Source organism: Amycolatopsis sp. NBRC 101858 (assembly GCF_030269325.1).
In the GTDB taxonomy this organism is placed as follows: Bacteria; Actinomycetota; Actinomycetes; order Mycobacteriales; family Pseudonocardiaceae; genus Amycolatopsis; species Amycolatopsis ponsaeliensis.
The window spans coordinates 733,999-753,382 of sequence record NZ_BSTD01000003.1; the positions used below are offsets into that span (position 1 = coordinate 733,999).

A 19,384-nucleotide genomic window follows, 5' to 3' on the forward strand; every position below is an offset into this window, starting at 1 on the left:
AGGCCCCCTCCGGCGGAGGGGGCCTTCTTCGTGGTCTCAGTGGGTCGCGGGTCCGTGCCAGCGTTCGACCAGCTCGTCCGGCGGCTTGATCCCCAGCAGGTCGCACAGCCGGCCGACCTGGTGGTCCACCAGGTCACCCAGCGACTTCGGGCGTCCGTAGAACGCCGGCATCAGCGGCGCCAGGATCCCGCCCATCTCGGTCACCTGCGTCATCGCACGCAGGTGCCCCAGGTGCAACGGCGTCTCGCGCAACGCGACGACGAGCTTCCGCCGCTCCTTCAACGTCACATCGGCCGCCCGAACCAGCAGACTGTCGTTCTGCGACCAGGCAATGGCCCCGAGACTGCGGACGGAACACGGCAGCACGATCATCGCGTCGATCGGGAACGAGCCGCTCGAAATCGGCGCCGCGATGTCCCCCGGCCGGTACGTGAAATCCGCGAGGGACGCGACGTCCTCCGGCTTCCAGTCCGTCTCGAAGGCGATCGTCTGCCGCGCCGCCGGCGTCACCACCAGGTGCGTCTCGACCTCGGGCATGCCCTTCAGGATCTCCAGCAGGCGGATCCCGTAGATCGCCCCGCTGGAGCCGGACATCCCGACCACCAGCCGGAAAGGCTCAGTCATGCTTCGCCCGCCTCCGCTCCGCCTGCCGCTCCTTGACTTCCTCGACCGGGCCGCGCCGGGCCTCCTCCTCGACCATCCGCCGCCACTCGGTCAGCGAGACGTCGGGGCGGTACAGCCGCTCGGGCGGGGCGTCGGTGACCTCCACCATCAGCCGGTCCTCGTCGTTGAACATGCCGTGGAACACCCAGCGGGCCCACGTCCAGTAGTAGAGCCAGAACTTCCGGTTGCGCCACTTGCCCTGGTTCATCACGGCGAGCTGGACGTACGTGTGGTTCTCCGCGGTCGCGGCGACCCACCACTCGAAGTGCGACCACTCCGCGTACTTCACCCGCAGCGTGCCCGGCAGCCGCAGCGACACCTTGGTCTTGTTGCCCTCGCGCCGGCGGTACCACTTCTTCTTCGGGAAGTCGCCGAGGCCGGGGAACGAGGCGCTGTAGTGCATCTTGTCCTTGCGGCGGGTGATCCACGGCCCGTCGCGGATCACCTTCATCTCGCTCCACACCGGCATCTTCACGCGCTTGGTCCACAACGCGTTGCGGTGCAGCCATTTCGCATGGCCGTCGTCGAAGCCGTTCTCCGCGCCGAAGCGCCAGTTGCCGTCGCGCACGGTGATCCGGCCGACGACGACCGCGTCCGGGTCGAGCAGCTCCTCCGGGACGTCGTCGGCGAACGGGCGGGCCGGGCCGTCGCCCAGCCACACCCAGACCAGGCCCCGGGCCTCCTCGACCGGGTAGGTGCGCACGGTGACCTTGCCGCAGATCGGCGACTCCGGGCCGTCGGTGATCGCCGCGACCAGCACGCCGGTCTCCAGGTCGAACGTCCAGCCGTGGTAGCAGCAGCTCCACGTGCCGGGGAACTCCTGCGACGACATCTTGTGGCTCAGCGGCACCCCGCGGTGCGGGCACCGGTCGTGCAGCGCCCGGACCTCGCCGCCGTCGCGGATCAGCATGATCTTCTCGCCGAGCACCTGGATCGCGCGCGGCTTCTTGCCGATCTTGCGCGACCACGCCACCGGGTACCAGTACTCGCGGAAGCCGAGCGCCGCCTTCTCGTAGCGCGGCCACGTCGACCAGTCCCGGCGGCCGGGGCCGCCGACCGTCGCCTGCCGCCGCGCCGGGCGGACCTGTTCCTCGCCGACAGTGTCGGTCATCAGTTGTCTCCTCGGCTGCTCGCGGGCGGCTCGCACAGCTCGGCGCGCTGCCGGGTGGTCACGTCCACCACGACACCGACCAGCAGGTCGACCAGCCGGCGCATGGCGGGCAGGTCCGCGACCCCCATGGAAAACCCTTCGAAGGGCCCGGGTTCGGTGGCCATCGGCAGGCCGATCCGCGCCGTCGGGATGCCGTGCCGGCGCAGCACGCCGCCGTCGGACAGCCCGCTGCCCGGCTTGCCCGGCACGTGCGGCCGGCCTTCGACCTCTTCCCAGGCCCGGACCAGCCGGGTGACGACCGGGCTGTCGGCCGGCGTGGCCGACCCCGCCTGGCCGGCCACCAGCTCGACCTCGATCCGGACGGCCGGCTCCGAGGCCCGCAGTTCGGCGACGATCGCCTCGAACTGGCCGGCCACGTCGTTGACCGTGGTCCGCGGGTTGACCCGCAGGTCGACCCAGAACTCGCAGGTCGCCGGGTTGAACGCCGGCTTGGTCCCGTCGCCGGCCCGGATCGCGGTGACCGCGCCCTGCGGCGCCACCTGGCCCGAGGAGTTGCGCGCGGTGTACTCGGCGAACCAGCTCTCCAGCCGCCCGATCAGCCGGGCGCCGGCGAGGATCGCGTTGTTGTAGTGCCCCTTGTGCCGGCTGCCGGTGTAGCCGACCGAACCACGCACGACGACGCGGAAGATCGCGAACCCGACCTCCTCGTGCACCACCGAGTAGCCCGGCTTGAGCACGATCGCGAGGTCGGAGGAGCACTGGCCGTGGTCCATCAGGAACTGGGTGCCGACGCCCATGCCGGAGTTGCGCCGCGAGGACTGCTCCCCGCCCAGCACCGGCATGCTGCCGCCGACCAGCGCGACCACCAGCTGGCCGTCCAGCGGCACGCCGGAGCGGTGCACGGCGAGCGCGGCGGCCAGCGCGCAGCTGGCGAACGCCTTGGGGTTCTCCGCGCCGAGCCCGACGATCTTGTCGCCGTAGCGCTGCGCGGGCAGCGTGAAGTCGTCGCGGGGCCGTTCGCCGAGCCACGGCGCGTCCTCCGGCCCCGGCGCGAACGCGGTGTCCAGCGGGGCCAGCACGAGCAGCTGCGCGCCCGTGCGGCCGGTGCCGACGCGGGTGACGAGGTTGGCCTGGCGTTCGTCGATCGCCTGGACGCGGCTGTCGATCCCGGCCGAGGTCATGACGTCGCGGAAGTACTCGGCCAGCTCGCGCTCGCACCCGGTCGGGCTGGGGATGTCGGTGGCCGCCTGGCACAGCAGGGCCAGCTCTTCCTCGTCGATCGCGGCCCGCGCGGCCTTGACCCATTCCCGCTGCCAGCCGGACAGTTCCGTGATGTCCGGGTCGATCGGATCGGGGGTCATGAGGTCTTGATCTCGGTGCCGGCCACGTGGTGGTGCCCCCACAGGCTGGTCGGCCCGGCCAGCTGCCGCGTCGACCAGTCGGCGGTGTCCACGTCCAGGCCGTCCCAGCCGTACTCGATCTCCCAGCCCGACGGCGTTTCGAGGTAGAACGACACGGCCCGGTCGTTGGTGTGCCGGCCCAGCGTGCGGGTCACGATGCGGCGTTCGAAGGCGACGTCGATGGTCGAGCCGACGTCGTCGAGCGTCGTCGTCTCCAGCATGATGTGCCGCAGGCCGGGCTCGTCGGTCTCCACCAGCGCGATGGAGTGGTGCCGCGGGTTGCAGTGCAGGAAGGCGATGAAGCCCTTGAACGTGTCGCTGACGCCGAAGCCGAGCGTGTCCACCAGGAACGCGAGCGTTTCGGCGTAGTTCGTGACGCCGACGACGGCGTGGCCCATCCCGTGCTCGCCGGTCCGGTAGCCGGCCAGCGGCCGGGTGAGGCGCAGCGGCCGGAAGTCGGCCTCCTGCCCGTAGAACAGCTCGTGGCGCAGCCCGGACGGGTCCTCGAGCCAGGCCATGCCCGCGACGCGGCGGTCGGCGCACTCGGCGGGGGTCGCCCGGGTCACCGCGACCCCGGCCGCACCCAGCTCGTGTTCGAGCGCGGCGAGGTCGGCGGCGCTCGCCACCTCCCAGCCCAGCCAGGACAGCGCTTCACGCTCACCGCGGCGCACGTCGAAGCGGTAGGCCCGCTCGTCCATGCGCAGCAGCACGCGCTCGTCGTCGACCCACTGGCCGGGCAGGCCCAGGACGTCCGCGGCGAACGTCTCCCAGGCCGGGACCTCCGTGGTGGACAGCCCGACGTAGGCGAGACTGCGGATGCGCATGGGATTCGTCCTCCTGCTGGTCACTCCGCACGGCCCAGGAAGTCGAGGACCACGCGGTCGTGTTCCTCGGGCTGCTCCCACTGCGGCCAGTGCGCGGCGTCGGCGACGCAGTGGAACGCCGCGCCCGGGATGAGTTTCGCGATCTTGCGGCCCACGTCGGGCCCGCTGCCGGGGTTGTGGTCCGACCACAGCACCAGCGTCGGCACGCCCACCGTCGCCAGCCGGTCCTCGGAGATCCGCCGGTTCGGCCCGGAGCCGAACCCGAAGGAGTTCTCGAACACCGTGCGCAGCGCGGCGTTGGTGGCCGGCTCGGCGTAGATCCGGCGGCGGACCTCGACCAGCTCGTCGGTGACGCGGTCCGGCGTGGCCATCAGCCATTCCAGCCGGGTGCGGATGGTCTCCGGCGTCGGGTTCTCGATGGCGGCCAGCGAGCGGGCGCGCAGGGCCTCACGCCCTTCGGCGGGCCGCTCGTTCACCGAGCCCGGCGCCCACTTGATGCCGGCGGTCGTGTTGAGCACGAGCTTCCCGACGCGGTCGGGGTGCTCCAGCGCCAGCGTCAGCGCGACCCAGCCGCCGAGCGACTCGCCCTCGAGGTGCGCGCGCTCGATGCCCTGGGAGTCCAGCAGGTCGAGCACCTGCTCGACGTAGGTGCCGACGGCGTCGTGGGTGAACTCGGGCTTGCCGGAGAAGCCGTGCCACAGCAGGTCCACCGCCATCGCGCGGTAGTGCCGGCCGAGCCGGTTCACGTTGCGCGCGTAGGCCTCGGCGTGGCCGCCGACGCCGTGCAGCAGCACCAGGGCCTCGCCGTCCCCGGCCTCGATGACGCGGGTCCGGTGCTTTTCGCCGAGGACGTGGGTCTGGCTGCCGAGCAGCTCGGTCCAGATGGTCACCTCGGGCACTCCCAACGGTTCGGCGGGACCGGCCGGAACCGGTGGCACTTGTGTTCGTGGCAGGGGCGGCAGGACTCGAACCTGCAACCGTCGGTGTTGGAAACCGCTGCTCTGGCCAATTGAGAGCTACACCCCTTCGCGACCGGTTTCCCGGTGCGAGATCATTGTGCGACGGAACTTTTGGGGAAGTTCCTAGCTTGCTGTCGCGGCGAACCGGTCCGGCGTGAAGACGTCGACCAGCGCGTCGGGCTCCCCGTCGACGATCCGGGCGGCGAGCGCCTTGCCGAACAGTGGCGCCAGCGTGACCCCGGCGCTCGCGACAGCCTCGTAGTACCCCGGCACCGACGACAACGGCCCGACACTCGGCAGTTCGTCCCGCGCACACCGCGCGTCGACCACCTCGGCCGTGCGGACGGTCGCCGTGCCCAGCAGCGGAACCACCTTCGCCGCCCGGTCCAGCAGGTCTTTCACGAACTCCGGGTCGGGCGTCCCGGAACGCGGGGGCAGCCCGCGGTCGACGCGGTCCGAGCGCAGGACCACGCGCCCAGGCCCGTCCGGGCGGATGCTGACCTCGGGGGCGCGCAGGATGTACGGCAACGGGTCGCCGTCGACCAGCAGGTGCGCGATCAGGCTGCGCCGCGGCGGGCCGAGGAACGGCCGCGCGCCGGCCAGTGCGCCGATCTCGTCCGCGGCCGAGCCGGTGGCGTTGACCACGGCGTCGCCCTCGAGCCGGCGACCGTCCGCCAGCCCGACCCCGCCGGACACCGACGTCACTTCGGCGTTCAGCTCCAGCGTCGCGCCGAGGGAAACCGCCTGGTCCAGCAGGTGGCGGGTGAAGGCCACCGCGTCGATCCAGCCTTCGCTGGGCAGGAACGCGACCGGTCCGGACTCGGGAAAGACCACCGAGGTGCCGTCCCCCGCGTACCGCTCGACCGGGCAGCCCCATTCGGCGAGCTGGGCGAGGTAGCCGGTGAACGACTCGTCGTCGGTCCACGCCACCGTGCCGGTGCGGTGCCACCAGGGCGCGGAATCCCCGGCGAGGGTCGCGTGCTCGGCGATGCCCGCCTGGTTCAGCTCGAAGTACGACTTGGGGAACCGCCGGTACGCCGTCGCGGTGGCGAAGCCGACCTCCGTGGTGCCCGAGGCGGGCCGGTCCGCGCGGTCGACGCAGTGCACGCGGGCACCGCGCCGGGCGAGGTGGTAGGCCACCGAGGCGCCGATGACCCCGGCGCCGATGACGACCACCTTCGGCGCCGCCATCAGTAGAGCCCTTCCGGCGCGGCCTGGCTCACCTGCAGCGGGCGCACGTTGTACACGCCGTCCACCGGCCATTCGCCCTTGGTGTCGTAGCGGGTCGCCTCGTCGCGCTCCATCAGGTTGGGCAGGAACAGGTCCTCGTGCAGCACGGTCAGCTTCAGCTGGCCCGACTGTCCCTTGTCGACGGTCTTCCGGAAGTCCTCCGGGTCCACCACGGACATCGTCACCTGCGGGTACGTCGGCGCGTAGGGCAGGATCGCGCCGCCATCCTCGGGGTGCAGGCTCACCGCGTTGCCGAAGGTGTTGCCGTAGCCCGACCGCACGAGCCCGCCGTCGAGCGCCTTGACGAAGTCCTGGTACATCTGCGGGCTCATGTGCGTGCCGCCGAGGCGGACGCCGTCGAGCGCCGCGACCAGGTCCGGGTGCCGGGCGATCAGCTTCTGCAGCAGCGCGGGCGTCGTGTTGAGGTAGTGGACGTGCTGCGAGCGCAGGCAGTCGACGATCTGGCCGAGCACGTGCTCGGTGTACTCGCCCAGCTCCTTCATCTTGCCGGCGCGGATGAGCTGCTTGATCCACCGCGGGTCCATGTCGATGCCGTACACGAGCCCGGCCAGCTGCTCGGACAGCTCGATCGCGCCGTTGCCGATCTGGTGCGGCCCGCTCGGCGTCGCCTGCAGCCAGGTGCGGCCGGCCTGGTAGCCGTCGAACAGGTACGACCAGCGCCGCCACTCGACGCGGTGGGTCATCATGTCTTCGGTGTAGAACACGCGCACCGGGTCGCCGGTGGTGCCGCCGGACTCCCAGACGCGGCCGATCAGCGGCCGCGGCACGGTGCGCGGCACCAGGTCGCCGGGGTCCATGCCGCGCAGGTCGCCGGGCGGGAACGGGCCGAACTCGGCGAGCTGGTCGTACCGGGTGATGTCCATCGGGTCGAACGCCAGCTCGGTCGCCCGCTTCAGCCAGTACGGGCTGCCGAGCTCCGGGTTGAAGTGCCGTCGCACCACGTGCCGCGTCCACGCGTCGAGGTCGAGGGACAACCAGTGGTCGGTCAGGCTGGCACGTTCGTGCGTGCGGGTGCTCACGGTTTCTCCTTGCTTCAGACGCCGGGGGCGACGAGGTCGACGGCGTAGTCGTAGATCGCGGTCATGGCCTCGGTGACGTGGTGCGGCTCGGTGATGCGCACGACGGGGAACGGGAAGTCGAGCACCCCGGCGGGCAGCGTCGGGCCGAGGACGAAGGCGAGCCGGACGCCCTGGCTCTTCATCCCGGCGCACACGTGCGGCAGGCTCATCGTGGTGGTCTTGTTGCGCTGGAACAGATCGCGGACCTCGTCGGCGGTCGTCAGCGCGCGTTCCTCGAGGAACGAGCACACCGGGATGCGCGGGTCGGCGACCGTCATGGCCGCGACGGCCGGGGCCATGAAGTCGGTCGCGTACTGGCGCAGCGGCGAGTGCACGGCGAACGGCTGGCCGTCGATGACGCTGATCATGCCGGGCGGGCTCTGCGCGACGAGCTTGCCGAGGGCTTCGGCGGTGCCGCTGAGCATGAGCAGCCGGGCGGTGCCGTTCGAGAGCACGCCGAAGTCGCCGCCGAGGTACACGCCGGGCCGCCGGTCGCCGTAGTAGAACGTCGGGTCCTCGGTCACCGGCAGGAAGGCGATGGCCGCGCCCTGCGCCGGGGGCGCCGGGTCGGGCAGCGGCGTCTTGGCCTCGCGCACCAGCAGGTCGAACAGGGTGCGCCGGTCCACCGCGCCCGCGACGGAGCTGGCGATCAGGCCGCCGAGGCTGATGCCGCCGGCGACGCCGGGGTGGATGTCGGACTCGGCGAGCACGTCGTGGATGCCGAGCGCGAGGGCGGCCAGCCGGATGCCGGCGAGGCTGAAGCGGTCGTGGTCGCCCCGGGGTTCGAACTCGCCGCGCAGCAGGGCTCGCGGTTCGATGCCGGTCCAGTCGCGCACCTGCTCGTAGGAGCGGCGCATGGCCGGGTAGGCCTCGTGGAGCTTCGCACCGTGCTCCGGGTCGGGATCGGAGATGTTCGCGCCGAACAGATATCCCAGAGTCACCGAATTCTCCTGACGAACGATTCCGAAGCGGCTGCCGCGACGCTACGGATACCTTCGGGCGCGGAACCGGGCTAGCATGGGGTCTCTAGGCAAAACCTCAGCTCCGGGCGCGGGACTCCTTAAGGGTTCCCCCAGGGTTGGCCTGGTAGGGCGGCTATCGCGGGCGACGTGCGTGGGAAAAAGCTGGCAGCCGGCCCATCCAGGCTCGTCACCCTATTCGCCGGAGGTATCAGAACGTGGAGTATGGCGTCTCGCTGTTGCCGGACTGCGACCCGGAGACCACGACCGCCTCGCAGTACTTCCAGGATGTGCTGCAGGTCAGTGTGCTCGCCGATCAGCTCGGCCTGAACTACGTCAAGATGACCGAGCACTACCTGCGCTCCTACGGCGGATATTCCCCGAGCCCGCTGGCGTTCCTGTCGGCGGTGGCCGCGCGCACCCAGTCGATCCGCCTGATGACCGGCGGCATCCAGGCGTCGTTCCACCACCCCATCCAGATCGCCGCGCACGCCGCACAGGTCGACGTGATGAGCGGCGGCCGCCTGGACGTCGGGTTCGCCCGCGCGTTCCTGCCGTACGAGTTCGAGGCGTTCGGCGTCGACATGGACACCAGCCGCGAGCGGTTCCTGGCGACCATCGAGGCGGTCGTGCGGCTGTGGAACGAGAAGGACGTCACCGAGGACACGCCGTTTTTCAAGTACGAGAACGCGAACTCGCTCCCGGCCCCGGTGCAGCAGCCGGGCCCGCCGGTGTGGGTGGCGGCGCTGGCGACCCCGGCGAGCTTCGACTGGACCGGCCGCAAGGGCTTCAACCTGCTGATCAGCTCTACCCAGCTCAACGAGATGGCCCGCAAGCGCGAGTACGTCGAGCTGTACCGGAACGCGTTCATGGAGGAACACGGCGATTCGGGCCGCAAGCCGAAGTTCGCGGTGAGCATCCCGCTGCTGATCGCCGACACCGACGAAGAGGCCCGCGACCTGGCGGTGCCGTTCATGGTGAAATCGTTCAACGCGTTCAAGGAAGCGATCCTGTCCTGGCACAACGTGGAATCCCCGGCGTACGAGGGCTACACGGCGATGGCCCGCCAGATGGCGAGCTTCGACCTGGAGACGGACGGCCTGGAGGCCAAGGCGGTGGTCGGCTCACCGGACACGGTGCTGGGCCGCATCGAAGAGGTCCGCGACGTGCTGGGCCCGGACGTGATCCTCTGGAACCTCGACTTCGGCGGCCAGTCCCTGGAGACGATGTCCCGCACGCTGAACCTGTTCGCGGACAAGGTGATGCCCGCCCTCGGATGACCCCTCCCAGGGGTGAAGAAGCGGAAGGACCCGACGGCTGGGGCAGCCACCGGGTCCTTCCGCCGTAAGGCGCGGCGGCAGCCCGGACGAACGAGCACCCAGACTCCCCCGCACCCCGATCCGAAGCCGAAACACGGCCGGCCGCCGGCCGTAGTCACAATGAAAGCTTCGGGGTGCCCGGGAAACCACCCCATCGACAACGCAAAAGGGCCCGGCAGCCGCGAAGCCACCGGGCCCTTCCGCCGTAAGAAGAGGTCAGCCGCTGAAGCCGAGCCCACCCTGAGCCGCGATCATCGTCAACCGAATGCCGCGCAAAGCCTTCTCCAACCCCGGAGCCACCTCACCCACCCGGTCCGTCAGCTCCTCGATGCGGTCCTTGTACTCGCCCTTGCTCTCCTTGCGCGTCACAACGCTCGGCACCGTGCCAGCGGCCGCGAGGGCCACCAAAGCCGCGTCGTCCGCGCCGACCTGGGCGGCCGGGGTCGAGCCGTGCAGTACCTCGACCGCGTGCTCCTGCAGTGCCTTGGCCAGGGCCGGGTCGGTCACCGTCACGTGGGTCTTCGGGACGACGCCCAGGACCTTCTTCTCCTGGACCGTCAGGAGCTTCTGCTCCACCAGCTGCTCCTCGATCTGGTCGAGGGTCTCCTTGTAGTCGTGCCGCAGCCACGACTTCCAGCTGCGCTTCTCGTTGCCGATCTGCGCCAGCAGCCGGTCGAGCACCGGGTCGCCGGTCGGGTCCGACTTGACCAGGACGGCGTCCCCGTCCTCGTCGGCGATGTTGCCGCGCAGCGCCAGCTCCGTCAGCACGCCGGCGCGGGTCAGGAACGCCGTGCGGGTGCGGTCGTAGAGGTCTTCCTTCTCCAGGTCGTAGGCCAGCAGGTAGGCGCGGTAGTGGACGGCGGTCGGCGTCTCGGTCATCTTCGGTCACCCGTTTCTGAGTCGTTCGTCGGTACAGCCGGGATCCCCGCGTCCGGCCGGGTTCTCCCCCTGGCGGACGCGTTCCTAGGCGTATTACCCGATCTTGGCGGAACTCATGCCCGGCAAAAACGGCCAAAGGTTGACAGTCGGTGACGGAAGGTTGTCGGCTCACAACCTTAGTTGTTCCGGCGTGCGGAGTAACGGGGCTTAGCAGTCTCCCCAGACGTCGTCCGATCGGGTGGACTCGCGCCCCACCAGGCCGTTAAGAGAAAGGGGCCAGTCTTTCGACACCACTATCCGCAATGGACGGCTCATGACCGCTCGAAGTGTCAGGCGTGGGGTGCTGTTCCTCTCCCTCCTCGGCCTGCTCGCCCCCGCGGTGCCCGCCGGCGCCGCACCGCAGGCGGTTCCGGCCGCACCCACCCTCCAGCAGGTCGTGCCGGCCCCGGTGTCGGTGACGCCGGACCCGGCCGTCCGCTACCTGCTCAACCCGGCGACGGTGGTGTTCACCTCCGCCGGCACCGACGCCCGGCAGGTCGGCGACTACCTCGCCGGGCTGCTCCGCCCGGCGACCCGGTTCCGGGTCCCGGTGGTCCCCGCTCCCGCCCTCCCCGGCGTCCCGAAGGCGCTGCCCGGGATCTCGCTGCTGCTCGGCGGTGCCGACCCCCGCGTCGGCGCCGAGGGCTACACGCTCGACAGCACGGCGTCCGGGGTGACCATCCGGGCCCTGAAGCCCGCCGGCCTGTTCAACGGCGTGCAGACGCTGCGGCAGCTCCTGCCCGCCTCGCTCAGCGGGACGCTCTCGGTGCCCGGCGGCCACATCCTCGACTACCCGCGCTACCCCTACCGGGGCGCGATGCTCGACGTGGCGCGGCACTTCCTGCCGGTGGGCGACGTCAAGAAGTACATCGACGACATCGCGCTGTACAAGGTCAACAACCTGCACCTGCACCTCACCGACGACCAGGGCTGGCGGCTGCAGATCACCGGCTGGCCGAACCTGACCGCCAAGGGCGCGAGCACCGGCTCCGGCGGCGGGGCGGGCGGGTTCTACACCCAGGCCCAGTACCGCGACATCGTCGCCTACGCGCAGAGCCGGCACATCACGGTCGTGCCGGAGATCGACATGCCCTCGCACTTCGGCGCGGCGCTGTCGTCGTACGCCGAGCTCAACTGCGACGGCGTCGCCGGGCCGGTCTACACCGGCCTCACCCCCGCGCCGCGGTCGGACCTCTGTGTCGACAAGCCGATCACGTACAAGTTCATCAGTGACGTGCTGGGCCAGCTCGCGGCGCTGACCCCGGGCGGCTACCTCGACGTCGGCGGCGACGAGATCCAGGACCTCGACGACGCGCAGTACACGGCGTTCATGGCGAAGGTCGCGCCGATCGTGGCCAAGCTCGGCAAGAAGCTGCTGGGCTGGGCCGAGATGCTGACCGCGACCCCGCCGAAGGGCGCGACCGGCGAGTTCTGGATCTACGACGGCACCCAGAACGAGGTCGGCGAAGCCAGCCAGAAGGGCGCGAAGCTGATCATGGCGCCGTGCGTCTACACCTACCTCGACATGAAGTACGCCCCCGGCGTCCCGGCCGACATCGGCCTCGAGTGGGCGGGCGACATCAGCGTCCAGGCCGCGTACAGCTGGGACCCGAGCGCGGTGGTGCCCGGCGCGCTGGCCTCGAACATCGACGGCGTCGAAGCTCCCTTGTGGACGGACACCGTGCGCAGCCTCGACGACGTCCGCTACCTGGCCTTCCCCCGGCTGCCCGCGATCGCGGAGATCGGCTGGTCGTCCCAGGCGAGCCACGACTGGACGTCGTTCGCGTCGCGGCTGGCCGCGCAGGGCCCGCGCTGGACGGCTCTCGGCGTGAAGTACTACGCGGCCCCGGAAATCCCGTGGCCGAAGAACTGACCCGGCGGGAGAAGCCGACGATGGCGAACAAGGACGGGCAGGTCTGGGAGGCCTACTGGACGGACCTCCCGGACCGGACGGGCGCGGCCTTCTGGGACTGCGAGCCCGCCGAAGGCGCGGCCGCGCACGCGGAGCTGTTCAAGGCGCACTTCGACCCGGCGCTCCCGCTGGTCGACCTGGGCTGCGGCAACGGGACCCAGACGAAGTACCTGGCCGGGCTCTACGACCGGGTCGTCGGTGTCGACATCGCGGAAGCCGCGTTGAACCGGGCACAGGCGGAGAACGCCGCGGAGAACGCGTCGTACGAGCTGCTCGACGTGCTCGACGACGCGGCGGTGGCGGCGTTCCGCGAGCGGTACGGCGACGTGAACATCTACCTGTCCGGCGTGATCCACCAGCTGCCGGTCGAGAAGCGGGTGGCGTGCACGCGCAACCTGGCCGTGCTGGCCGGGGCGCGCGGGTGCGTGTTCAACCAGGAGCTGACGCCGGCGAGCTACACGTACATGCAGCAGCTGATCGCCGACCCGGCCAACGACCTGCCCAAGCTGGAGCGGGTGTCGATCTACTTCGGCATCGGCCTCCAGCCGGCGGCGGGCGAGGCGGAACTGGAGACGGTCTACGAGGTGGGCGGCTTGACGGTCGTGGACGGCGGCGAGCTGCTGCTGCACACGACCGAGACCCTGCCCGACGGGTCGGGCCTGAACCTGCCGACCCACTACGTCATCGCCCGCAACTCCTGACGGCACGAAAAGGGGGCGGTCCCGGTTGCCCGGGACCGCCCCTCTTCTCGTTTCCCGGTCGGGGACGGGAAAGTCAGTGCGCGGCAGCCAGCGCGGCGCGGTCGGTCTTGCCGTTCGCCGTGCGGGGCAGCTCGGCGACCAGGTCCACGTCGTCCACGATCATGTACTTCGGCAGGTGGGCCGCGCAGTGGGCCTTCATCCCCAGCAGCGTCACGCGCTCGCCCGGGCGCGCGACGATCACCGCGCGCAGGCGGGCGTCGATGCCCGCACCCGCGACGACCACCGCCACCTCGGCCACCGCCGGATGGCGGGCCAGGGCCGTCTCGATCTCACCCAGCTCGATGCGGTGGCCGCGGAGCTTGACCATCGCGTCGCGCCGGCCGGCGTACTCCAGCTCGCCCGCCGCGTCGTACCGGCCGACGTCGCCGGTGTGGTAGCCGCCCAGCTGCGGCGGCGCTCCCCAGTAACCGAGCATCACAGTCGGGCCCTCGACGACGATCTCGCCGTCCGGCGACAGCGTCAGCGTCGCCCCCGAACACGCCCGCCCGATCGGCAGGCCACCGATACGCGCGAGGTCGGCCGATGTCACTTCGTAGCTGGTCACCACGTTCGTCTCGGTCGGCCCGTACCAGTTGAACAGCCGCACGTCCGGCCACGCGCGGCGCAGCGTCTGCACCCCGGCGATCGGGAACGGCTCCCCGGCGAACACGCAGACCCGCAGCGACGCCGGCGCCGGCCGGTCGAGCAGGCCGCCGTGGCGCATCATCAGCAGCAGCGCCGACGGCACCGAATACCAGACGCTGATCCCGCGGCCGTGCAGGAAGTCCGTCAGCTCGGCGGGCGAGTACGACAGGTCCGAACCGGCCAGGTCCACCGACGCCCCGGCGAAGAACGCGCCGTAGAGGTCGAACACCGACAGGTCGAAGTTGAACGGCGCGTGGTTGGCCAGCCGGTCCCCCGCGTGCAGCCCGGTTTCTGCCGCGGCCCACTCGACGAACGCGAGGGCGTTGCGGTGGCTGATCAGGACGCCCTTCGGGGCGCCCGTCGAGCCGGACGTGTAGAGGATGTAGGCGGGTTCGTCCGGGCCGACGTGCTCGTGGGGCACCTGAGTGTCGCTTGTGGACAGTGCGGCGAACGAGCTGAGCGGCGGCGGGTTCGCGCCCCAGTCGGCCACCGTGTCGGTGACGACCAGCGCGGGCGTGCAGCCCTCGGCGATGAGCCGCACCCGCGAGACCGGGTTCGACGGCGCTACCGGCACGTAGACCGCGCCCAGCCGCAGCGACGCCTGCATCAGCGCCACCACCTCGACGCTCTTCTCCGCCCAGATCAGCACCCGGTCACCGCGGCGGACGCCGGCCGCGTGGAGCCCGGCGGCCTGCCGGTCGGCCAGCTCGTCGAGTTCGCGGTAGGTCAGGGTGACCGCGCCGGAGTGCACGGCCGGGGCGTCCGGCGTGCGCTCCTTCGCGGTGAGAACCAGCTGGTGCAGCGTTTCCACAGTGCTCACATCCCCAGTTCCATCGCGACCAGCTGCCGCTGCACGTCGGACGCGCCGGAGAAGATCGTGCCGCCGATCGCGTCCCGCAGCGCGGCTTCGATCCCCTGCTCGCGCAGGTAGCCGCGGCTGCCGAACAGCTGCACGGCGTCGGTCGCGCTCGCCACCGTCCCCTCGGACACCGCGAGCTTCGACAGCGCCGCGAACAGCGTCGCGTCCTCGCCCTGGTCCAGCGCCCAGCAGGCCCGGTACAGCAGCAGGCGGGCGCTTTCGGCCCGCAGCTTCATCTCCACGATCCGGTTGGACACCGACTGGAACTCCGCGAGCCGCTTGCCGAACTGGCGGCGGCCGCGCACGTGCTCCAGGCAGCGCTCGATCAGCCGGTCCTGCACGCCCAGGTACAGCGCGAACAGGCAGGCCCGCTCCCAGCCCATCGAGTGCTGGAAGATCGCCGAGCCCTGGCCCGGTTCGCCGAGGACGGCGTCCGCGGGCACGAAACAGCCGCTGAAGGTGACCTCGGAGGCCACGCAGCCTTCCATGCCGAGCTTGGCGAACGGCTCGCCGAAGGCGATTCCCGGCAAGCGGGCGTCGACGACGAAGGCGGTGATGCCCCAGTGGCCGGCGGCCGGGTCGGTGACCGCGTAGGTGACCAGGACGTCGGCGACGGGACCGTTGCTGACGAAGCTCTTGACGCCGTCGAGCACGTACCCGCCCTCGACCGGGGTGGCCGTGGTCCGCAGCGCGCCGACGTCGGACCCCGCTTCGGGCTCGGTCATCGCGTTGCCCGCGATCAGGTCGCCGGCGGCGAGGCCGGGCAGGAGCCGGTCGCGCAGCGCCTCGGGGGCGAAGTCGACGATGGGCATCGTGCAGGCGAACAGGTGCGCGGCCGCGCCGAAGACGAGGCCGGTGTCCGGGCAGCCGCGCCCGGCGGCCTCGAACACCCGCGCCGTCTCGAGGGCGGTGAGCCCGCCGCCGCCGTGGCCGGCGGGCACGCTGGCGCCGAGGACGCCGAACTTGCCCAGCAGGGCCCATTTCTCGCGGCTGAACACGTACTCGGGTGCGGCCGGGAAGGCCGCCCGCGTGTCGGCCAGTGTCCGGTCGTAGCGCTGCCGCTGGTCTTCGGTCCAGCCGAACTCCATCCGCCCACCTCCACCAGGGTTCGCGCCCGAGGCTAGCGTCGGGACGTCTAGCGAAAACCCTGAATACGCGGTGCGAGCATGACTGGTGTGACCCGACACGTCGTGCTCTGCACCCTGCCCGGATACGGGCACGTGACGCCCGTGCTCGACGTCCTCGGCGAGCTGGCCGGGCGCGGCCACCGGGTCACGGTGGCCACCGGCAGCGCGTTCGCCGACCGGATCGCCGCCACCGGCGCACGGCCGCTCCTTTACGACGGACCGGCCGAAGACCCGGGTTCGCACAAGCTCGCGGCCGCGCTGACCGGCGCGTCCAGCTGCCTCGAGCCGCTGGCGCCGGTGCGGAAGCTCCTGGCCGACGACCCGCCCGACGTGCTCGCGTTCGACTCGACCATGTGGATCGCGGGCCGGGTCCTCGCGAACGACGTCCCGTGCCCGACGGTCCAGCTCTCGGCGTGTTTCGCGTCCAACGAGCACTACTCCCTGCCGGCGCACGTGGCCCGTTTCCCGTCGGAGTCCACAGTGGACGACGATGAGCCGTACGACTTCCTCGCCGACCTCACCGCCCTCCTGGGAGCCGAGGCGCCCGGCCGGACCGCGGAGCAGTTCCTCGACGACGGCCGCGACCACAAGCTGGTCCTCATCCCCCGCGACTTCCAGTACGCGGGCGAGACGTTCGACGCACGGCACACGTTCACCGGCCCGTGCTTCGGCCCGCAGCGGCCGCTGACCGGCTGGGAGCCGCCGGCGGACGGGAACCCGGTGCTGCTGGTGTCCCTGGGCACGTCGGCGTTCAACGACCAGCCGGACTTCTTCCGCCAGTGCGCGAGCGCGTTCGCGGACCTGCCGTGGCACCTGGTGATGACCCTGGGCGGCGGCGTCGACCCGGCGTCGCTGGGCTCGTTGCCGCCGAATGTCGAGGCCCGCCAGTGGGTTCCGCACCCGGCGGTGCTGCGGCACGCGTCGGCGTTCGTGACGTCGGCGGGCATGGGCAGCGTGATGGAGGCGTTCTACTGCGGGACCCCGCTCGTCCTGGTGCCGATGCACGGCGAGCAGGAAGTCAACACCGAGCGGGTGGTGGAGCTGGGCCTCGGCGTCCGCCTGCCCCGCGAAGAGCTGACGCCGGAAACGATCCGCGACGCGGTCCTCGCGGTGGCGGCGGACGAAGGCATCGGCGCCCGCACGCGGGCCATGCGCGACCACACCCGCGACGGCGGCGGTGCCGTCACCGCCGCCGACCGCATCCTCGCCGTCTGAAACACCGAAAGGGGACTTCCCGGCACGGGAAGTCCCCTTTCGGCGCGAACGAAAGCTCAGCCCGAGTCGCGCTTCCCCATCAGGGAGAACGCCACGACCAGCGCCACCGCGACCCACGTCAGCAGCGTTCCGCCGCCGGTCAGCGGGCCCAGGTACGTCACCGAGTCCGTCTTCAGCTGGGCCGTGCTCAGCTGCTCCGCGGCCGACGCCGGGAAGTACGCCAGGATGTCGCGCTGGACCCACTGCGGCAGCAGCGCGCCGAGGATCGCCGGGGCGAAGATGAAGCCGATCGCCGTGGCGATCGCGCCCGCCGCGCTGCGCATCATCACGCCGAACGACAGGGCCAGCAGCGCGAACGCCGCGAACTCCGCGCCCCAGCCGAGCAGGCTGCGCAGCACGCCCGGGCCGCCGAGGCCCAGCGTCGGGATGGCCGGGTTGATGCCGAGCACCAGCTGGCCGATGAAGAACGCCGCCGCCGCGAACAGGGTGCCGAGCACGAACGCCAGCAACCCGACGACCACGGCCTTCGAGATCAGGACCCGGCCACGGTGCGGGGTGATGGCCAGCGTGAGGCGCATCATCCCGGTCGAGTACTCACCGGACACGGCGAGCACGCCGAGCACCGAGATGAGGATCAGGCCGAGGTTCATCCCGACCATGGCGGTGCCGGCCGAGTCGAAGTCCATCGTCTGCCCGGCGGGCAGGTTCTTGTAGTCCTGTTCGGTCAGGAAGCTGAACAGCACGGAGAACCCGACGCTGACGACGGCCGCGGCGATGACGACGAGCCAGGTCGACCGGACCGACTTGAGCTTGGTCCACTCGGCGGCGAGCGTGTTGCCGATGCCGGGCGAGACCTTCGTCTCCGGCAGCGAAGCCGTTGCGGTGGTCATGTCATTCACTCCCTTCCGCCGCGAGCGCGCGGGCCGTCTCGAGAACCTTGTGCTCCTCCGGCTGCGCGCCGTTGTGGGAGCGGTACTGCACGCTGTCCTTGGTGAGGTCCATGAACGCGGCCTCGAGGCTGGCGCGGACCGGCGTGAGCTCGTGCAGCCCGAGCCGGCGCTCCAGCGCGAGGTCGCCGATCTCCGGCGCGTCCAGGCCGACGACGTTGAGCGAGCCGTCGTCCAGCTTCGTCACCTTGCCGCCCGCCCGCTCCAGGGCTTCGGCGAGCTCGGCGGCCTGCGGCGAGACCACGTGGACGTGGCTGCGCGCGCTGCGCTGGGTGAAGTCGGCGATCGGCATGTCGGCGATGAGCTCGCCCCGGCCGATCACGATGACGTGCGCGGCGGTCTCTTCCATCTCGTTCATCAGGTGGCTCGACACGAAGACCGTCCGCCCCTCGGCGGCGAGGTCCTGCATCAGGGTCCTGATCCAGTAGATGCCCTCGGGGTCGAGGCCGTTGACCGGCTCGTCGAACAGCAGCGTCGGCGGGTCGCCCAGGAGGGCGGTCGCGATGCCGAGCCGCTGGTACATGCCCAGGGAGAAGTTGCCGACCTTCTTGCCCGCGACGTCGGTGAGGCCGACGGTGTCGAGCACCTCGTCCACCCGCTTGCGGGGGATGCCGCCGGCCTGCGCCACCCACTGCAGGTGCCGGTACGCCGTGCGCGCACCGTGGACGGCCTTCGCGTCGAGCAGCGCCCCGACCTCCCGCATCGGCGCGGGCAGGTCCCGGTAGGCCTTGCCGTTGACCGTGACCGAGCCGCCGCTGGGGGCGTCCAGGCCGAGGATCATCCGCATCGTGGTCGACTTGCCCGCCCCGTTGGGCCCCAGGAAACCGGTCACGACGCCAGGCTTGATGTCGAACGACAGGCCGTTGACGGCCGTCGTGTCCCCGTATCGCTTCGTCAGATCTCGTGCTGTGATCAAGCGCCTGCTCCGTATCCGAATCCTGTAGTACCTGAGGACAAGTCAACCGGCTGCCACCGCCGCCGGGCTAGTACACAAGGTCGCTTGTCACCGCAACCAAAGTTGCAACCCCCGTACCTGCGTGATCTTCCCAGCACCCGGCGCGACCGGCAACTCGGGAGAACGTCAACTTTCGATGGTCGGAAGACGACTTTCGAGGACTCACAACGGTGATCACCGTGTGCTTGAATCGATCACAAGAGATTTCGTCGACCACTTTTCACGAGGAGTTTCCGATGGCCAAAGAACAAGGACGTCCCTTCGTTTCCCTCGTCATGGGACTGATTCTCGTCGCGGGCGGGGTCGCGATCATCATCAACGCGGGAGAGCACACCATCGGCGTGATCGGCGGCGGGGTCACCATCGTCGTGGGCCTGCTGTTCTTCGTGCGCAGCGCCACTTCCCGCAAGACGACGGCCGCCGGACGGCGCCGGTTCTTCATCTCCTGAAACACCTGAAACCTGCCATCGACGGAACTCGGCGGCCGTCCTGGTGTCCCGGTCGGGGGGTCACCAGGACGGC

General features: G+C 70.9%; 18 protein-coding genes and 1 tRNA gene. 5 read left to right on the forward strand and 14 right to left on the reverse strand.

The window, feature by feature from the left end; translation table 11 throughout:
* Positions 1-36: 36 nt before the first annotated feature.
* The 9 genes from QSK39_RS26575 to QSK39_RS26615 all read right to left on the reverse strand — a co-directional run bounded on the left by QSK39_RS26575 (position 37) and on the right by QSK39_RS26615 (position 8,207).
* Entirely contained in the window at positions 37-624 is a 588-nt protein-coding gene (locus QSK39_RS26575; protein WP_285480538.1) for a UbiX family flavin prenyltransferase, read from the reverse strand.
* Complete coding sequence (locus QSK39_RS26580) at positions 617-1,774, reverse strand: Rieske 2Fe-2S domain-containing protein (protein WP_285480539.1); 1,158 nt, start codon at positions 1,772-1,774, stop codon at positions 617-619. The genes QSK39_RS26575 and QSK39_RS26580 overlap by 8 nt, the downstream gene beginning before the upstream one ends.
* Positions 1,774-3,135, reverse strand: a complete 1,362-nt coding sequence (locus QSK39_RS26585) for a M20 family metallopeptidase (RefSeq protein ID WP_285480540.1) — start codon at positions 3,133-3,135, stop codon at positions 1,774-1,776. The genes QSK39_RS26580 and QSK39_RS26585 overlap by 1 nt, the downstream gene beginning before the upstream one ends.
* On the reverse strand, positions 3,132-3,998 hold the full coding sequence (locus QSK39_RS26590; protein ID WP_285480541.1) for a VOC family protein: 867 nt from the start codon (positions 3,996-3,998) through the stop codon (positions 3,132-3,134). The genes QSK39_RS26585 and QSK39_RS26590 overlap by 4 nt, the downstream gene beginning before the upstream one ends.
* 20 nt (positions 3,999-4,018) lie before the next feature.
* Positions 4,019-4,888, reverse strand: a complete 870-nt coding sequence (locus tag QSK39_RS26595; RefSeq protein ID WP_285480542.1) for an alpha/beta fold hydrolase — start codon at positions 4,886-4,888, stop codon at positions 4,019-4,021.
* A 57-nt stretch (positions 4,889-4,945) separates the two neighbouring features.
* Positions 4,946-5,024, reverse strand: a tRNA-Trp gene (locus tag QSK39_RS26600).
* A gap of 56 nt (positions 5,025-5,080) precedes the next feature.
* Complete coding sequence (locus QSK39_RS26605; protein ID WP_285480543.1) at positions 5,081-6,148, reverse strand: NAD(P)/FAD-dependent oxidoreductase; 1,068 nt, start codon at positions 6,146-6,148, stop codon at positions 5,081-5,083.
* Positions 6,148-7,227 carry a hypothetical protein gene (locus QSK39_RS26610; RefSeq protein ID WP_285480544.1) on the reverse strand — a complete coding sequence of 360 codons (1,080 nt, stop codon included), beginning with the start codon at positions 7,225-7,227 and terminating at the stop codon, positions 6,148-6,150. The genes QSK39_RS26605 and QSK39_RS26610 overlap by 1 nt, the downstream gene beginning before the upstream one ends.
* Positions 7,228-7,241: 14 nt before the next feature.
* Complete coding sequence (locus tag QSK39_RS26615; RefSeq protein ID WP_285480545.1) at positions 7,242-8,207, reverse strand: hypothetical protein; 966 nt, start codon at positions 8,205-8,207, stop codon at positions 7,242-7,244.
* Between the two features lie 236 nt (positions 8,208-8,443).
* Here QSK39_RS26615 and QSK39_RS26620 point away from each other — a divergent pair, with 236 nt between their 5' ends.
* Positions 8,444-9,505, forward strand: a complete 1,062-nt coding sequence (locus QSK39_RS26620; RefSeq protein WP_285480546.1) for an LLM class flavin-dependent oxidoreductase — start codon at positions 8,444-8,446, stop codon at positions 9,503-9,505.
* 255 nt (positions 9,506-9,760) lie between these two features.
* Here the strand turns inward: QSK39_RS26620 and QSK39_RS26625 are convergent, their stop codons facing one another.
* Positions 9,761-10,423: a GOLPH3/VPS74 family protein gene (locus QSK39_RS26625; protein WP_285480547.1), complete on the reverse strand. Its 663-nt coding sequence runs from the start codon at positions 10,421-10,423 to the stop codon at positions 9,761-9,763.
* Between the two features lie 313 nt (positions 10,424-10,736).
* On the opposite strand from QSK39_RS26625, the gene QSK39_RS26630 reads away from it, so the two are divergent.
* Together QSK39_RS26630 and QSK39_RS26635 are read left to right on the forward strand one after the other, a co-directional pair.
* On the forward strand, positions 10,737-12,335 hold the full coding sequence (locus QSK39_RS26630) for a beta-N-acetylhexosaminidase (RefSeq protein ID WP_285480548.1): 1,599 nt from the start codon (positions 10,737-10,739) through the stop codon (positions 12,333-12,335).
* Positions 12,320-13,075, forward strand: a complete 756-nt coding sequence (locus QSK39_RS26635) for a class I SAM-dependent methyltransferase (RefSeq protein ID WP_285480549.1) — start codon at positions 12,320-12,322, stop codon at positions 13,073-13,075. The genes QSK39_RS26630 and QSK39_RS26635 overlap by 16 nt, the downstream gene beginning before the upstream one ends.
* Positions 13,076-13,148: 73 nt before the next feature.
* On the opposite strand, the gene QSK39_RS26640 is transcribed toward QSK39_RS26635, so the two are convergent.
* Positions 13,149-14,579 carry an AMP-binding protein gene (locus tag QSK39_RS26640; RefSeq protein ID WP_285480550.1) on the reverse strand — a complete coding sequence of 477 codons (1,431 nt, stop codon included), beginning with the start codon at positions 14,577-14,579 and terminating at the stop codon, positions 13,149-13,151.
* Positions 14,576-15,706, reverse strand: coding sequence for an acyl-CoA dehydrogenase family protein (locus tag QSK39_RS26645; protein ID WP_285480551.1), 1,131 nt, complete (start codon positions 15,704-15,706; stop codon positions 14,576-14,578). The genes QSK39_RS26640 and QSK39_RS26645 overlap by 4 nt, the downstream gene beginning before the upstream one ends.
* Before the next feature lie 87 nt (positions 15,707-15,793).
* Between QSK39_RS26645 and QSK39_RS26650 the strand changes: the two genes are divergently transcribed.
* The gene (locus tag QSK39_RS26650) at positions 15,794-16,960 is read left to right on the forward strand and encodes a macrolide family glycosyltransferase (RefSeq protein WP_285480552.1); all 1,167 of its coding nucleotides are present in this window, start codon (positions 15,794-15,796) and stop codon (positions 16,958-16,960) included.
* A gap of 56 nt (positions 16,961-17,016) precedes the next feature.
* On the opposite strand, the gene QSK39_RS26655 is transcribed toward QSK39_RS26650, so the two are convergent.
* Together QSK39_RS26655 and QSK39_RS26660 are read right to left on the reverse strand one after the other, a co-directional pair.
* Positions 17,017-17,850 carry an ABC transporter permease gene (locus tag QSK39_RS26655; RefSeq protein ID WP_284749960.1) on the reverse strand — a complete coding sequence of 278 codons (834 nt, stop codon included), beginning with the start codon at positions 17,848-17,850 and terminating at the stop codon, positions 17,017-17,019.
* A 1-nt stretch (position 17,851) separates the two neighbouring features.
* A complete protein-coding gene (locus QSK39_RS26660; RefSeq protein WP_285480553.1) occupies positions 17,852-18,823 on the reverse strand; it encodes an ABC transporter ATP-binding protein in 972 nt (323 codons plus the stop codon).
* Between the two features lie 275 nt (positions 18,824-19,098).
* Here QSK39_RS26660 and QSK39_RS26665 point away from each other — a divergent pair, with 275 nt between their 5' ends.
* On the forward strand, positions 19,099-19,311 hold the full coding sequence (locus tag QSK39_RS26665; RefSeq protein ID WP_284749958.1) for a hypothetical protein: 213 nt from the start codon (positions 19,099-19,101) through the stop codon (positions 19,309-19,311).
* The last annotated feature ends 73 nt before the right edge of the window (positions 19,312-19,384 follow it).

Coding starts and splice junctions, on each gene's coding strand:
- QSK39_RS26575 (WP_285480538.1), bottom strand. CDS start 624: ATGACTGAGCCTTTCCGGCTGGTGGTCGGGATGTCCGGCTCCAGCGGG.
- QSK39_RS26580 (WP_285480539.1), bottom strand. CDS start 1,774: ATGACCGACACTGTCGGCGAGGAACAGGTCCGCCCGGCGCGGCGGCAG.
- QSK39_RS26585 (WP_285480540.1), bottom strand. CDS start 3,135: ATGACCCCCGATCCGATCGACCCGGACATCACGGAACTGTCCGGCTGG.
- QSK39_RS26590 (WP_285480541.1), bottom strand. CDS start 3,998: ATGCGCATCCGCAGTCTCGCCTACGTCGGGCTGTCCACCACGGAGGTC.
- QSK39_RS26605 (WP_285480543.1), bottom strand. CDS start 6,148: ATGGCGGCGCCGAAGGTGGTCGTCATCGGCGCCGGGGTCATCGGCGCC.
- QSK39_RS26625 (WP_285480547.1), bottom strand. CDS start 10,423: ATGACCGAGACGCCGACCGCCGTCCACTACCGCGCCTACCTGCTGGCC.
- QSK39_RS26630 (WP_285480548.1), top strand. CDS start 10,737: ATGACCGCTCGAAGTGTCAGGCGTGGGGTGCTGTTCCTCTCCCTCCTC.
- QSK39_RS26645 (WP_285480551.1), bottom strand. CDS start 15,706: ATGGAGTTCGGCTGGACCGAAGACCAGCGGCAGCGCTACGACCGGACA.
- QSK39_RS26655 (WP_284749960.1), bottom strand. CDS start 17,850: ATGACCACCGCAACGGCTTCGCTGCCGGAGACGAAGGTCTCGCCCGGC.
- QSK39_RS26665 (WP_284749958.1), top strand. CDS start 19,099: ATGGCCAAAGAACAAGGACGTCCCTTCGTTTCCCTCGTCATGGGACTG.